Origin of the sequence: Pseudomonas lutea, from assembly GCF_000759445.1 — a bacterium.
Classification (GTDB): domain Bacteria; phylum Pseudomonadota; class Gammaproteobacteria; order Pseudomonadales; family Pseudomonadaceae; genus Aquipseudomonas; species Aquipseudomonas lutea.
On record NZ_JRMB01000002.1, the window covers coordinates 859,887 to 874,919 of the forward strand.

General features: G+C 60.5%; 12 protein-coding genes. 8 read left to right on the plus strand and 4 right to left on the minus strand.

Translation table 11 applies throughout. The features are described 5' to 3' along the window. Nucleotides 1–3 precede the first annotated feature (3 nt). The 7 genes from LT42_RS16030 to LT42_RS16065 all read left to right on the plus strand — a co-directional run bounded on the left by LT42_RS16030 (nt 4) and on the right by LT42_RS16065 (nt 8,058). A complete protein-coding gene (locus LT42_RS16030) occupies nt 4–1,140 on the plus strand; it encodes a mannuronate-specific alginate lyase (RefSeq protein ID WP_037014973.1) in 1,137 nt (378 codons plus the stop codon). 223 nt (nt 1,141–1,363) lie between these two features. Next, a complete protein-coding gene (locus LT42_RS16035; RefSeq protein WP_037014975.1) occupies nt 1,364–2,926 on the plus strand; it encodes an MBOAT family O-acyltransferase in 1,563 nt (520 codons plus the stop codon). A 10-nt stretch (nt 2,927–2,936) separates the two neighbouring features. Next, nucleotides 2,937–4,112: an alginate O-acetyltransferase gene (locus tag LT42_RS16040; protein WP_037014978.1), complete on the plus strand. Its 1,176-nt coding sequence runs from the start codon at nt 2,937–2,939 to the stop codon at nt 4,110–4,112. A 32-nt stretch (nt 4,113–4,144) separates the two neighbouring features. Continuing rightward, nucleotides 4,145–4,801, plus strand: a complete 657-nt coding sequence (locus tag LT42_RS16045) for an alginate O-acetyltransferase AlgF (RefSeq protein ID WP_037017384.1) — start codon at nt 4,145–4,147, stop codon at nt 4,799–4,801. Between the two features lie 198 nt (nt 4,802–4,999). After that, nucleotides 5,000–6,454 (plus strand): mannose-1-phosphate guanylyltransferase/mannose-6-phosphate isomerase, encoded by a 1,455-nt coding sequence (locus LT42_RS16050; protein WP_037014980.1) that lies wholly within the window; start codon nt 5,000–5,002, stop codon nt 6,452–6,454. Nucleotides 6,455–6,737: 283 nt separating this feature from the next. Continuing rightward, nucleotides 6,738–7,202: a hypothetical protein gene (locus tag LT42_RS16060; RefSeq protein ID WP_037014985.1), complete on the plus strand. Its 465-nt coding sequence runs from the start codon at nt 6,738–6,740 to the stop codon at nt 7,200–7,202. Between the two features lie 31 nt (nt 7,203–7,233). After that, the gene (locus tag LT42_RS16065) at nt 7,234–8,058 is read left to right on the plus strand and encodes an SDR family oxidoreductase (protein ID WP_037014987.1); all 825 of its coding nucleotides are present in this window, start codon (nt 7,234–7,236) and stop codon (nt 8,056–8,058) included. Between the two features lie 715 nt (nt 8,059–8,773). Here the strand turns inward: LT42_RS16065 and LT42_RS16070 are convergent. The 4 genes from LT42_RS16070 to LT42_RS16085 form a co-directional block, all read right to left on the minus strand. Beyond that, entirely contained in the window at nt 8,774–9,652 is an 879-nt protein-coding gene (locus LT42_RS16070) for an efflux RND transporter periplasmic adaptor subunit (protein ID WP_037014989.1), read from the minus strand. A 15-nt stretch (nt 9,653–9,667) separates the two neighbouring features. Further along, complete coding sequence (locus tag LT42_RS16075; RefSeq protein WP_037014992.1) at nt 9,668–9,868, minus strand: DUF1656 domain-containing protein; 201 nt, start codon at nt 9,866–9,868, stop codon at nt 9,668–9,670. Then, entirely contained in the window at nt 9,858–12,056 is a 2,199-nt protein-coding gene (locus LT42_RS16080; protein WP_037014994.1) for an FUSC family protein, read from the minus strand. Before LT42_RS16080 ends, LT42_RS16075 begins: the two co-directional genes overlap by 11 nt. 229 nt (nt 12,057–12,285) lie before the next feature. Then, a complete protein-coding gene (locus LT42_RS16085; protein WP_037014997.1) occupies nt 12,286–13,797 on the minus strand; it encodes an efflux transporter outer membrane subunit in 1,512 nt (503 codons plus the stop codon). Between the two features lie 181 nt (nt 13,798–13,978). Between LT42_RS16085 and LT42_RS16090 the strand changes: the two genes are divergently transcribed. After that, nucleotides 13,979–14,926: a LysR family transcriptional regulator gene (locus tag LT42_RS16090; RefSeq protein WP_037014999.1), complete on the plus strand. Its 948-nt coding sequence runs from the start codon at nt 13,979–13,981 to the stop codon at nt 14,924–14,926. Nucleotides 14,927–15,033: the final 107 nt, after the last annotated feature.

Genomic DNA, 15,033 nt, shown 5'->3' on the forward strand with positions numbered 1-15,033 from the left:
CCTATGCACACTCCAAAACTGATGCTCCCCACCCTCCTCTCGCTGGCAATGCTGTCTTCGACAGTCTTTGCCACCAGCGCGAGCGCTGCGTCGACACTTGTGCCGCCGCAGGGTTACTACGAGGGTGTCGAGAAATTCAAGAGCGGTCAGAACAAGTTCAACTGTGACGCCATTCCGCAGCCCTACACCGGCCCGCTGCAGTTCCGCAGCAAGTACGAGGGTTCGGACAAGGCACGCGCCACATTGAATGTCGTCTCCGATCAGGCTTTTCGGGATGCGACCAAAGACATCACTACCATGGAGCGCGCCACCAGCAAGGTGGTGATGCAATACATGCGTGACGGTCGCCCGGAACAGCTCGATTGTGCACTCAACATGCTGACAACCTGGGCCAAGGCCGATGCGCTGGAGTCCACGGATTTCAACCACACCGGCAAGTCGATGCGCAAATGGGCACTGGGCAGCATGTCCTCTGCTTATCTGCGCTTGAAGTTCTCGGAATCGCACCCGCTGGCCACCCGCCAGCAGGAAACGCAGATCATCGAAAGCTGGTTCAGCAAACTTGCGGATCACGTCGTCAGCGACTGGAACAATTTGCCGCTCGACAAGACTAACAACCACTCGTACTGGGCGGCCTGGGCTGTGATGTCGACGGCAGTGGCGACCAACCGTCAGGACCTCTTTGACTGGTCGGTGAAGGAATTCAAGATCGCCGCCAATCAGGTTGACCCGCAAGGCTTCCTGCCGAACGAGTTGAAGCGCAAGCAACGCGCGCTGGCGTACCACAACTACGCACTTCCTCCGCTGGCCATGATCGCGAGTTTCGCGCAGGCCAACGGCGTCGATCTGCGTCAGGAAAACAACGGTGCGCTCAAGCGCCTGGGTGATCGCGTGCTGGCCGGCGTGAAGAACTCGGGCAGCGAGTTTAAGGCCCGGGACGGTCAGGATCAGGACATGACGGACCTCAAGACCGACATGAAATTTGCCTGGCTCGAACCGTACTGCTCTCTGTACGACTGCGGCCCGGATGTGCTTGAACAGAAACACAAGATGCAGCCGTTCAAGAACTTCCGCCTCGGCGGCGACCTGACCCGTACCTATGACCCGACGCATGACAAGGGTGACAAGGGCGGTTCTTAAGCGCAGCCGCGCCGGAGTAGTCCGGCGGACGCAAGACCTGTAGGAGCGCGCTTGCCCGCGAAAGCGATTTTCCAGACGACATAACGATGTCGGATGTACTGGCCTCATCGCGAGCAAGCTCACTCCTGCAGGGAGTCGGCAGATGCATGTTTCACCCCTCCATTTTATATGGGGGGTTTGGGGGGCTTCGGCCTTTGATGTTGGACAAATGGAGAGATAAAGGATGGTTTTCTCATCCAACGTGTTCCTGTTCCTGTTCTTGCCGGTGTTTCTCGGCTTGTACTATTTGAGCGGGCAACGTTATCGCAACCTGCTGCTGCTAGTCGCCAGCTACGTGTTCTACGCGTGGTGGCGGGTAGACTTCCTGGCACTGTTTGCAGCTGTGACGCTATGGAACTACTGGATCGGCCTGCGCGTAGGCGCCGCCGGGGTCAGAACCAAACCGGCACAGCGCTGGCTGCTGCTCGGCGTGGCCGTCGACCTGTGCATCCTCGGCTACTTCAAGTACGCCAACTTCGGCGTGGACAGCATCAACGCGATGATGACGTCCGTAGGTCTTGAGCCTTTCATTCTCACGCATGTGTTGCTGCCGATTGGTATCTCGTTCTACATCTTCGAGTCCATCAGCTACATCATCGACGTCTACCGCGGCGACACACCAGCGACGCGCAACCTCATCGACTTCGCAGCATTTGTGGCGATCTTCCCGCACCTGATTGCCGGGCCTGTACTGCGTTTCCGCGATCTGGTCGACCAGTTCAACAATCGCACGCACACCCTGGACAAGTTCTCCGAGGGCTGCACGCGGTTCATGCAGGGCTTCATCAAGAAGGTTTTCATTGCCGACACGCTGGCCGTGGTCGCCGACCATTGCTTTGCACTGCAAAACCCCACCACGGGCGATGCCTGGCTGGGCGCACTGGCGTACACCGCACAGCTGTACTTTGACTTCTCCGGTTATAGCGACATGGCCATCGGTCTGGGCTTGATGATGGGTTTCCGCTTCATGGAAAACTTCAAGCAGCCGTACATCAGCCAGTCGATCACCGAGTTCTGGCGTCGCTGGCACATCAGCCTGTCGACCTGGCTGCGTGATTATCTGTACATCACTCTGGGCGGCAACCGTGGCGGCAAGGTCGCGACCTACCGCAACCTGTTTCTGACCATGCTGCTGGGCGGTCTGTGGCACGGCGCCAACATCACCTACATCGTCTGGGGCGCCTGGCACGGTGTATGGCTGGCGATTGAAAAGGCGATCGGTCTGAACACCGCACCGCGCACCTTCAACGTAGTTCGCTGGGCATTCACCTTCCTGCTGGTGGTCATGGGCTGGGTCATCTTCCGCTCTGAAAACCTGCACGTTGCCGCTCGCATGTATGGCGCGATGTTCAGCTTCAGCGATCTGGGCCTGTCGGAGCTCAACCGCGCAAGCCTCACCGGTCTGCAGGTTGCAACGCTTGTTGTGGCGTACATCACCCTCGCCTTCTTCGGCCTGCGTGACTTCTACCGCAACCGTGCCCCGGCCAAGCCGACGGACAAGACTGCTCAAACCGACGGTCCTGCCGCAGCCGAGCCAGGCCTGATCAAGGCCGTACCGGGCGACAAGCCGGGCAGCATTCATCAACCCGGCTTCATCGTCGGCACCGAAGCGCAGGTTCAGCCTGCCTACTGGACCGTCGACTGGTCGCGCTATCTGATGCGCGCGCTGATCCTGCTGATGTTCGTTGCTTCGATTCTTAAACTTTCGGCGGCCAGCTTCTCGCCGTTCCTTTACTTCCAGTTCTGAGGAGCCTGACATGACCCGTTCATTACGTTTCCTCTACATCTTCCTGTTCCTGGCGATTCTGCTGGTGCTGGGCCTGTGGTCGCTGCGCAGCTTTGTCGGCTTCTCGACCTCGAAGGAAACCACCGTGCTCAATGGTCACTGGACCAAGGCGGTGGAGACCCACTACGACGAGGAGTTTCCGATCAAGCGTCTGGGCACCAACCTTTGGGCCGCGCTGGATTACAAGCTGTTCAACGAAGGCCGTCCGGGCGTCATCCTCGGCAAGGACCAGTGGCTGTACACCGACGAAGAGTTCGATGCCGTCGCCAACAGCGAGCAGAACGAAGCAGACAACCTGGCAATTATCCAGGGCGTTCGCGACACGCTGAAGAAGCAGGGTACGCAGTTGGTGCTGGCAATCGTTCCGGCCAAGACGCGTCTGTACCCGGAGCACGTGGGCGACAATACGCCGGCTGCGCTGCACACCGACCTGTATCAGCAATTCCACGCGCAAGTGAATCAGGCCGGTATCCTCGCCCCTGACCTGCTGACGCCGCTGCAAGGTGCCAAAGAGAAGGGCCAGGTATTCCTGCGCACCGACACTCACTGGACTCCGATGGGCGCCGAAGTGGTCGCTCAGCAGTTGGGCAACGTGATTGCGCAACAGGCGCCGCTGAACGTTGAGCCGCAGAACTTCGTCACCGAAGCCAAGTCGACCGAACCCTACAAGGGCGATCTGACCAACTTCCTGCCGCTGGATCCGCTGTTCAGCAACCTGCTGCCCAAGCCGGACGATCTGCAACAGCGCAGCACCAACCCGGCTGATGCCGGTGGGGAAAGCGGCGACGCGCTGTTCGCAGACAATTCGGTCGCAGTCGGCCTGGTCGGCACCAGTTACAGCGCCAACCCCAACTGGAACTTTGCCGGTGCCTTGAAGCAGGCCCTGCACGCCGACGTCGTGAACTACGCCGAAGACGGCCATGGTCCGATCCTGCCGATGCTCAAGTATCTGCAAACCGACGCCTTCAAGAGCAGCCCGCCGCAGGTACTCATCTGGGAATTCCCGGAGCGTTACCTGCCCGCTCACAACGACCTGACCGAGTTCGACCCCCAGTGGATCGCTGAACTCAAAAAGGCCCGTGACCCCCAACAGAATCTGGCCGACAACGCCAACAACTCCAAGCCGCCCGTTCGGGCGCAAAACTGAGAGGACTATTGACTATGACTTCGCAGAACCCAATGCCAGTTCGTTCGCGCAAAACCAACCTGCTGAAAACCTGTGTACTCGCCGCAAGCCTGGGCTTTGTGTCCCTGTCCGCTTTCGCCGGTGGTGACGCAGCCCTGTACGGCCCAACCGCACCAAAAGGTTCGACCTTCGTGCGTGTGTACAACGCCAGCAACAGCGAAATCACCGCCAGCGTCGGCAACACCAGCCTCAACGACATCGGCCCGTTGGCCAGCAGTGACTTCGGCTTCATGCCACAGGGCGACTACACCGCCAAAATCGGTAGCCAGAGCCTGCCGGTGAAACTGGCGAGCGATCACTACTACACCATCGTGAACAACACGTCCGGTGCTCCACAGCTGGTTGAAGAGCCGCCATTCAAGAACAAGCAGAAGTCGCTGGTTCGCGTACAGAACCTGAGCGACAAGTCGCTGACCCTGAAAACTGCTGACGGCAAGACCGACGTGGTCAAGGCTGTCGCTGCCAAGGGCACCGGCGAGCGCGAAATCAACCCGGTCAAAGTCAGCTTCGCGCTGTTCGACGGTGACAAGAAAGTCAGCGACCTGAAGCCTGTTGCGCTGGAGCGTGGTGAAGCCGCCGTGCTGTACGTCACCGGCAGCGGCAGCAACCTGTCGCCAGTTTGGGTCAAGCGCCCGACTGCCACTCAGTAATGGTTTGAAGCCGGTCGAAAGACCGCGGGCGCGCTTGATCCCGAGCGCGCCGCCAGATTCACGGAATCAAGCGGTCGGCGTCAGGCACTGCGGAGCAAGCAGCCAGCCAGGAGGACGCCGAACGATGCAAGACAAAAACCAGAAAGACCGAAGTACCTACAGCCCATTCGAACGATTTTTGCTTAACGGAGAAACAAAATGATTCCAGTGATCTTGTCAGGTGGTAGCGGTTCCCGACTCTGGCCTCTTTCGCGTAAACAGTTTCCTAAACAGTTCCTGGCACTGACCGGCGAACACACCCTGTTCCAGCAGACCGTTGAGCGCCTGCAGTTCGACGGCATGCAGCACCCGGTTGTGGTGTGCAACAAGGACCACCGTTTCATCGTCACCGAGCAGCTCGGTGCATTGGGTCTGGAAACTCAGGCCGTGATCATGGAACCGTTTGGCCGCAACACTGCGCCTGCCGTCGCCATCACCGCAATGATGCTGGCCAACGAAGGCCGTGACGAGTTGATGCTGGTGCTGCCAGCCGACCACGTGATCGACGATCAGAAAGCCCTGCAGCGCGCCCTCGCTCTGGCAACCGTTGCTGCGGAGCGCGGCGAGATGGTGCTGTTCGGTATTCCGGCGACCAAGCCTGAAACCGGCTATGGCTACATCAAGTCCACCGCCGACGCGCTGTTGCCTGAAGGCGTGAGCCGCGTGCAGCAGTTCGTTGAGAAACCGGATGAGCAACGCGCCATCGAGTTCGTCGAAGCCGGTGGCTACTACTGGAACAGCGGCATGTTCCTGTTCCGTGCCAGCCGTTACCTGGAAGAGCTGAAAAAGCACGATCCGGACATCTACGACAACTGCCTGCTGACCCTTGAGCGCAGCAAGCATGAAGGCGACAGCATTTCGCTGGACGAGGCGAGCTTCGCTTGCTGCCCGGACAACTCCATCGACTACGCCGTGATGGAAAAAACCCAACGCGCCTGCGTAGTGCCACTGGATGCGGGCTGGAGCGATGTCGGCTGCTGGTCGTCGCTGTGGGACGTGCACAAGAAAGACGAAAACGGCAACGTCACCAAAGGCGACGTGGTTATCCAGGACAGCCGCAACTGCATGATTCAGGGCAACGGCAAACTGGTCACCGTGATTGGCCTAGACAACATCGTTGTCGTCGAAACCAAAGACGCCATGATGATTGCCCACAAGGACAAGGTTCAGGGCGTCAAGCAGCTGGTCAACACGCTGAACGAGCAAGGCCGCAGCGAAACCCAGAACCACCTCGAAGTCTATCGCCCGTGGGGCTCGTACGACTCCGTGGACATGGGCGGCCGTTTCCAGGTCAAGCGCATTTCGGTGAAGCCGGGCGCGAGTCTGTCGCTGCAGATGCACCACCACCGTGCCGAGCACTGGATCGTTGTGTCGGGTACCGCTCAGGTGACTTGCGATGACAACGTGTTCCTGCTGACCGAAAACCAGTCCACGTACATCCCGATTGCCTCGGTCCACCGCCTGCGCAACCCAGGCAAGATCCCGTTGGAAATCATCGAAGTCCAGTCCGGTAGCTACCTGGGCGAAGACGACATCGAACGCTTCGAAGACGTGTATGGTCGCTCCACCCCAGGCTTGGAAGCTGGCGTGAAGACTCAGACCATCGCCCGTTAATACCGCTTCACCCAGTAGTACTAAGCCCCCGTCAATCCTCTGCGTATTCCCCATCCGCAGAGGGTTTTCGGGGGCTTTTTTATGCACGCTCACGAGGCCATGCCCCCTCGCCGGTTAGTTGCAGGCCAACCAATACCTTCAGCCACTGCGCCAGCGGCGTTTGAACCGGGTTCGCCAGCAAGCCGGCTCCTACAGATTCGGGTCGGATCTGATGATCCACCATTAGCTCAATCCCCTCCCCTTTCGGTACGATGCCCACCTCTGCCATCGCGAGATCGACACGATGATTTTCGGCGCCGTGCTTTTGTTCACCTGGCTGGTCCTGCTGTTGCGCTATCCATCCAGGGCGCTGCCAGTCTCATTGGCGGCCGCCTTGGGCCTGGGCATCGTGGCTGCTTTTGTGGTCTGGGAAGACAGCCGCGACGAGCAACGCCTGGAGCGTCTTCAGATGCGCGTCGACTACGCGCCGCAGCAATGTCCGGCGGGACGTCCGTTGTTGGTGCTGATCGACAACGGCAATAGCGTCGCACTGACTGAGCTGCGCTGGAAAATCGCGGCATACGCGCCGGGTGACACCGTTAATCTGGCCGAAGACACCTACACCGCTCCGCGCTATCGCGGGCCCGGGGAATTGCTGCCCGGTAGCCAGTGGCAAGATTGCTTGCCGCTGCCGACGCTCCGCCAAGGTTACCGGCCGCAGACGCTGGAGTTCCGGGCCGAACGGCTGCAGGGCGCGTTCTCGGGCTGAGCGCCAGCCTTTTTTTTCCAAGGAATGAATCATGTCTGTGGTGTTGATCACCGGTTGTTCCAGCGGCATCGGCCGCGCCATGGCGGATGCTTTCAAGGAAGCGGGCCATGACGTGTGGACCACGGCGCGCAAGCCCGCCGACGTAGCAGCGCTGGTTGCAGCCGGGTTTCACGCGGTCGCGCTGGACGTGAACGATAGCGTTGCGATTGAGCAGTTGGCCGCTAGTCTGGATGAGCACGGCAAAGGGCTGGATGTGTTGATCAACAATGCGGGTTACGGAGGTATCGCGCCCTTGCTGGACGGCGGCGTTGAGGCCATGCGCAGGCAATTTGAGACCAACGTGTTTTCGGTGGTTGGGGTGACTGATGCGTTGTTTCCGTTGCTGCGCGCCAGCAGAGGTCTGGTGGTGAACATCGGCAGCGTTTCCGGTGTGCTGGTAACGCCTTTCGCCGGCGCCTATTGCGCATCAAAGGCCGCCGTACATGCGTTGAGCGATGCATTGCGCATGGAACTGGCACCCTTCGGGATACGCGTAATGGAAGTCCAGCCCGGCGCCATCGACACGCAATTTGCACAAACTGCCAGCCGCGAGGCCGAGCAGGTCATCCACCCGGATTCGCCCTGGTGGCCATGGCGTGAAAGCATTCGTGCCAGGGCCAATGCCTCTCAGGGCAATCCAACACCGCCCGGCCACTTTGCCCGCGACGTGCTCGATGCGGTACAGCGCCGCCACCCGCCGCGCCTGCTGCGATCCGGCAACGGCAGCCGCGCCTTGCCGCTGATGGAACGTCTGCTGCCAAAGGCGTTGATTGAGTGGATCCTGAGCAAGCGTTTCAAGCTGGATAAAACACCATGAACACTGCTGGCGGCACCGCAACCTGCCGGATGACAGGAATCTGCCGCGTGACGCAACTCAAAGTTTAAGAGCGTGCCCGCGAGGAGGCCGGTACATCCGGTATATATCCAGCAGCCGGGACATAGCCGTCGCGGGCAAGCGCGCTCCTACAAATCCGAGGCACGCCGAAGGTTTCGGGTGGCTGCCAATATCAGCTGTAGGAGCGCGCTTGCCCGCGAAGACGTCGGTACATCCGCTACATATCCAGCGGCCGGGATACAGCCATCGCGAGCAAGCTCACTCCCACAATGCGTGCCGCGTGCCGAGTTCATACGTCCAACCCGGCTCTGTCAGCAGATAAGAAATGCCGACTCCCTCACGCACCTACAAATCCGAGGCACGCCGAAGGTTTGGGGTGGTTGCCAATATCAGCTGTAGGAGCGCGCTTGCCCGCGAAGACGTCGGTACATCCGCTACACATCCAGCGGCCGGGATACAGCCATCGCGAGCAAGCTCACTCCCACAATGCCTGCGGCGTGCCGATATCCTGCGTCCAACCCGGCTCTGTCAGCAGATGAGAAATGCCGACTCCCTCACGCGCCTACAAATCCGAGGCACGCCGAAGGTTTGGGTGGTTGCCAATATCAGCTGTAGGAGCGAGCTTGCTCGCGAAGGCGCCGGTGTGTCCGACGCATCCCTGTCGTCCGTGCTGATGCCTTCGCGGGCAAGCGCGCTCCTACAGGTTGTGTTTCGGGCCTTCCGTCTCGGGGTTCACGATCACCGTGCAGGTAATCCCCGCCGCCAGCACAACACCCTCCGGCACTTGATCCAGATGAATGCGCACAGGCACCCGTTGCGCGAGTCTGACCCAGTTGAACGTCGGGTTGACGTCGGCGATCAGCTCGCGGCTTTCGGGGTTGTCGCGGTCGTAAATGGCGCGGGCGATGCTTTCGACGTGGCCTTTCATCACTTCGCCGCTCATCAGCTGCATGTCCGCCGGATCACCGATCCTGACGTGGGGCAGTTTGGTTTCCTCAAAAAAGCCGTACACCCAAAACGAGTTCTGGTCGACGACGGCCATCTTCGCCTCGCCCATTCGCGCGTAATCGCCGCGGTGCACGTTGAGGTTGGTGACGTAGCCATCAACGGCCGCCAGCACTCTGGTGCGCTGCAAATTCAGCTTTGCCGCGTCGAGTTGGGCGATGGCCAACTGGTAATCCGCCTGCGCAGAAGTGGCGACGTTGCTGGCGTCTTCACGGCTTTCAGCAGAGATCACCAAGGCGTCCATGTCCTTGCGCCGGCTGGCATTGACCTTGCGCATCTCCCACGTGGCCTTGCGCGACGCGACCATCGCTTCGGCCTGCTTGACGGCTAACTGGTAATGCTCGGGATCGATCTGCATCAACAGATCGCCTTTTTTCACCGGCTGGTTGTCCTTGACCGGGACATCGATCACCACGCCGCTGACGTCTGCTGCGACATTGATGACGTCGGCGCGCACCCGACCGTCGCGCGTCCACGGCGTGTCCATGTAGTGAATCCACAGCAGCCGGCCAATCCAGATGGCCAACGCCAGAATCAACAAAGTCGCGATCAGACTGAAAAACTTTTTCATCTCAAACCATGAGCCTCAACGGTAAACAGTGAGCGCCATGGCGCCGAAAATGCAGCTGAACAGGCTCAGGCGCAGCAGCGCCGGATGCCAGAAAAAACGGTACAGATCGAGGCCGGACATGAAGCGGTCCAGCGCCCAGGACAGCACCATCGCGGCCAGAAACATGACGGTGACGGTGGGCATGTAAACGCCATGAAAGGCCAGTTCACGTGGCATGGGGTTGTCCTTGTGGCGTGGCCTCGACAGCCTGCTCTGCCCCAGCACCTGCAAGCGGCGATTGCGGGTCGAGCAGACAGGTGCGAATGAAGTGCAGGTAACTTTTTACCCGGCGCAGCGCTGAGGTGTCGAAGTGCGGGGCGAAGGGTTCGTCAGTGTTTTGCACGCAGACAATCGCGTGATCGACAGCGGACAGGCTGCGGGCCAGGTTGTGGCTGTCCGGCTGTATGAACAGACGAATCAGCGAACGGCCCATGGCCCGAATCGCCTGCCGCCAGGGCTGCGATTCGGCGTAGCTGGGATGCACCGGGAGAATGTCCTGTTCACGGCGCAGCTCGATGATCGCCTGGCCGATTTCCAGCACCACAAACATCCAGCGCAATAGATTGCGCTGGACATCGGGCTTGCCGGCCGCCAGCCCGTACGCCTGGTGCATCAAGTCTCGCGTGCGGCTTTCAAAACGGGACCGAATCCCGCGCAGCGGTGCGCTGATCGCAAAACTGACTTGCTGGCGAAGATTGCCTTCCAGCCGTTGCCACAACCAGCGGCTGTTGGGCGGCAAAATGATCGCCCCCGCTGCGGCGCACAGAAGCATGCCGAGGACCATTGCGATGTAGTCGTTGATGAACCCATAGGGGTTGTACACCGTGAGGTTGTCCGGCGCGGATCCGATGCAGAAGAAGATCAACAGCCCCAGCCCGTAACCGACCCATTGCGGGCGGGTGGTCAGGAATGTGCCGAACACGAACACCGGCGCCAGCACCATGCACAGCAGCGGGAAACCATCGATGCGCGGCAGCACGAAAAAGGTGATGAAGAACCCCAACAGTGCGCCTGCAAATGTCCCGCAGGCCATCTGAAACGCCATGCGCCTGGGATTGGGCGTGGTCGCGGAAAGCGCCACGGTCGCGGCGGACACCAGGGTCATCGAGGCGCCGCTTGGCCAGGCCGTCGCTACCCAGTACACCGACATGACCGTGAGAATAAACGTCGCGCGCACGCCCGATGCCAGCGACGATAACCAACTGGTGGTGGAGACAAAAGGTTCGACCCACTTTTCCCGCACATGGTTGTGATCGGCCAGCGACGCGTGAGTCTGGGCGTAGTCATGCAGGTCATCGACGAAGCGATACAGCAGTTCGTAGGCAGTATGAAAATCCAGCAGCTCGTCGTCGCTTGGGTCGGTCCCGACGAATTCGGCACGAAGGCTGCGCACGTGCTCCGGCAAATCCGCCTTGTAGACACTCAGCCGATTGGCGAGCAGCGCGGCGTCGGCGTTGGTCAGCGCGCGCCCGGCGAAGGGCTCCAGCAACCGGGTCAATGCAGCGAGGCCCGGTTGAATGGCTTGAACCGCCGGCGTCACACCGCGCCGACGCAGGCGTTCGAGCAACTGGTGCAGCGCGTTGAAGCGCGTGGTGATGGTCATGAACTCGCTGTTCAGCCGATTCAACCGACCGTTGCGCCGACGCATGTGCGGGTCTTCAAACACCGTGACCGCACGCAGGCCTTCGAGCCCTATCGCATCGGCAATGAAGCGCACATTGCTCGCTTCAAAGGACGCCGGATCGCTTTCGCCGCGCAGGCCGGTGATGACGAATTGGGCGAAGGTGCCAAAGCGTTGGTACAGGGTGTTGCGCATCGCCGCACCCGCACTTTGCGGCAGGATGGCAGCGCTCACCAGTGTCGAGCAGACGATGCCGAGGGAGATTTCAAGGACCCGCCACATGGCCGCCATGAACGAGGTATCCGGGTGCGCAAGGGCCGGCAACCCAGTCATTGCGGCGGTGTAGCCGGCGAGCACGAAACCGTATGCGCGAAAGTTGCGATAGCGTGCAGCACCGGCACAGCAGAAGCCGACCCAGATCGCTAGGCTTCCGAGGAACAGCTCGCTGTTCTGCGCAAACAAGGCCATCAATATGACCATCACCACGGAGCCGGCGACGGTGCCGAGCAGACGGTAGAAACTCTTGGCGAACACCTGACCGCTTTGCGGTTGCATGACAATGAACACCGTGATCATGGCCGTGCGCGGTTGCGGCAGTTCCAGGCGCATGGCGATCCAGTAGGTCAGGAACGCTGCAGTCAGCACCTTGAAGATGTAGATCCAGGTCACGCCGTCGCTGCGTGCCCAGTCATTGAGGCCGCGGCGCCATTCCAGGGCTTTGAGCCAGTGCAGGGCTTGGCTCATGTCAGTTCCAAGACCTGCAGCGGCCGACCCGCCGCATTCGCGGGCAAGCGCGCTCCTACAGGTAACTGGGTCGTGCCTGCCCCGCGCGCATTGATGCAAAACCGCGCCCGATCGTCATCGGCCCCGCCGTTGCCGATGGCGGATCGGTCATCAATGGGCAAGCACATACCACTGTAGGAGCGCGCTTGCCCGCGATGGGGCCGGCGCAGGCGACACAAAATCATCTGGTTCATCGATCAAACACCGCCAACGACACCGGCGTCTTCGGCACGGCGGTCTTTTCCGGCGCGGGCGAATCATGACCGGCCATCAATCCTCCTCCGAGCGCCACCACCAACTCAGCGTGCACCGTCAGGCGCTCGGCCTGGACGCGTTGCTGCACCTGCTGTTGATGAAACAGCAGCGTTTGGGCGTTGAGCACGTTGAGGTAATCGGTCAGGCCGCGTTTGTAGGCGACCATCGCGATGTCATAGGTTTTCTGCGCCGCTGCCACCGACTGATCGGCGAACTGTTGCTGCTTGTCCATCGACTCACGGCGGATCAACTGATCGGAAATGCCCTTCAGCGCCATCACCAGGGTCTGGTTGTACTGCGCGACAGCTTCGTCATAACCCGCTGACGCCACGCCAAGTTCAGATCGCAAGCGCCCGCCATCAAAAATCGGCAACGTGATCGCCGGACCCACGCTGTAGTTGAATTTCTTGCCCGCGAGAAATTCCAGCATGCCGCCGCCGGTGGCCATGTAGCCCAGGCTGCCCATCAGATCAACATTTGGATAAAACGCAGCGTGGGCCACATCGATGCCCCGTGCCTGCGCAGCGACGCGCCAGCGGCTGGCGACCACATCCGGCCGCTGCCCGAGCAGTTCGGCCGGCAGCGCCGACGGCAACTTCAACGCGGTATTCAAGGACAGCGTCGGGCGCTGCAGACTTGCGCCCTCGCCCGGCCCTTTGCCTGCCAGCGCGGCGATTTGATTGCGGCTCAGCGCGATGGCTTCGTCCAGCGCATCAATCTGGCGGCGGGTTTCAGGCAACGGGGCTTCGGCCTGACTGACCTCAAAATGAGTACCGATGCCGCCGTTCAAACGGCGCTGGGCCAGTTCGACGATCTGCTGCTGCTGAGCGAGCGTGGCTTGGGCGATGTCGCGCTGGGCGTAATTGAGCGACAACTGGATGTACGCGCGGACGATATTGTCCTGCAACTCCAACTGGGCTTGACGCTCTTGCGCCGCGCCCATGTGCGCCATGTCCAGCGCCTGCTCGGAGTGATTACTTTCCTGGCCCCACAGGTCAAGGGAATAGCTCAGGCCCAGCGAAGCGCTGTTGTCCCACGTGCTGGTGTTCGAAAGCTCACCTGGCCCGTAGAACTGATCCGTCGGCCAGTTATGCCGTTTCAGCGTGCTGTCACCTGAGACGTGCAGTGACTCTGCGGATTCGGCAATGCCCGCCATGGCCTTGGCCTGACGAACGCGCGCAGCCGCCAGCGCCAGGCTTGGACTGCCAAGCGCGGCAAGTTCGATCCAGCGGTTGAGTTGTTCGTCGCCATAAGCGCGCCACCACTGCCCGGCAGGCCAGTGAGCGTCTTTGTCCGCTGCCTTGATGGCATCGTCGGTAGCCAGTGTGTCAGGCGACAACGAGGTGTCTTGTGGGGCGATTCCGCCAGTTCCGATGCAGCCGCTGATGAGTAACGTTAAAGCCCACACACTGAGGGGCTTGAGCCCTCTGACGAGACGACGCGGCACTGCTGCAATTACCTGAATGGGAGGGGAATCTGGAGTGCAGCGATTCTAGGGGGCGTCTAGCACGGCGATAAGCCGGGACTTCTGCGAATCTTTGTTACCGAACCGGAGATAATCCTCGGGTATGGCTGACATGAATCAGTAACTTCATGTCACAATTTGCTATCTCACCTGAGAACGGCCAATGGACACTCTGCAAAACATGCGCGCCTTCACTTGCGTGGCGCAAGCGGGCAGCTTCACCGCTGCCGCCGCACAACTGGACACCACCACCGCCAACGTTTCGCGCGCTGTCTCCAATCTTGAAGCCCACCTGCAGACCCGCCTCCTCAACCGCACCACGCGGCGTATTGCCCTGACCGAAGCCGGCAAGCGTTACCTGCTGCGCTGCGAGCAGATTCTGGGCTACGTCGAAGAAGCGGAAGCAGAAGCCAGCGATGCCCATGCGCGTCCGGCCGGGCAGCTGAAAGTCCATTCGATGACTGGGGTGGGTCAGCATTACGTCATCGACGCGATTGCCCGGTACAGGCGCAATCACCCGGACGTGTCGTTCGACCTGACCATGACCAACCGCGTCCCGGACCTGCTTGAAGAAGGCTATGACGTGTCCATCGTGCTCGCCAGCGAGCTGCCGGACTCGGGTTTCGTGTCCCAGCGATTGGGCATCACGTACAGCATCGTCTGCGCCTCACCCGCCTACATCAAGGCATTTGGCATGGCGCACCGACCGGCTGATTTGCTCAATCATGCCTGCCTGCGCCTGGTCAGCCCGGTCTTCCCGCTGGAAAAATGGGCCTTTGACGGCCCTGAAGGTCAGGAGACTGTGACCATCGGCAACTCGCCGTTTCTGGTGAATTCGGCCGACGCCATGCAGGCAGCGATCAGCAGCGGAATGGGCATCGGCATCTTGCCGATCTACTCGGCGATCGAAGGGTTACGCAATGGCTCGCTGGTGCGGGTGCTGCCGCAGTACCGCTCCCATGAGCTGAACCTGTATGCGATCTACCCGTCGCGGCAGTATCTGGATGCGAAGATCAAAACCTGGGTGGAATACCTGCGCGGCTCGCTGCCGGAAATCATGGCGGCCCATGAAGCCGACCTGCAAACCCATGTGTTGCCGCAGACCAGTTAAACGCAAGGCCACCCTGCCTGTGAGAGCGATCAGTGGGGCCCTGCCAATCCCTCGGCAGGAATGTTAGCGTGCTACGCAACGCCCTTCTGAATCGCCCGAGAGAAGCT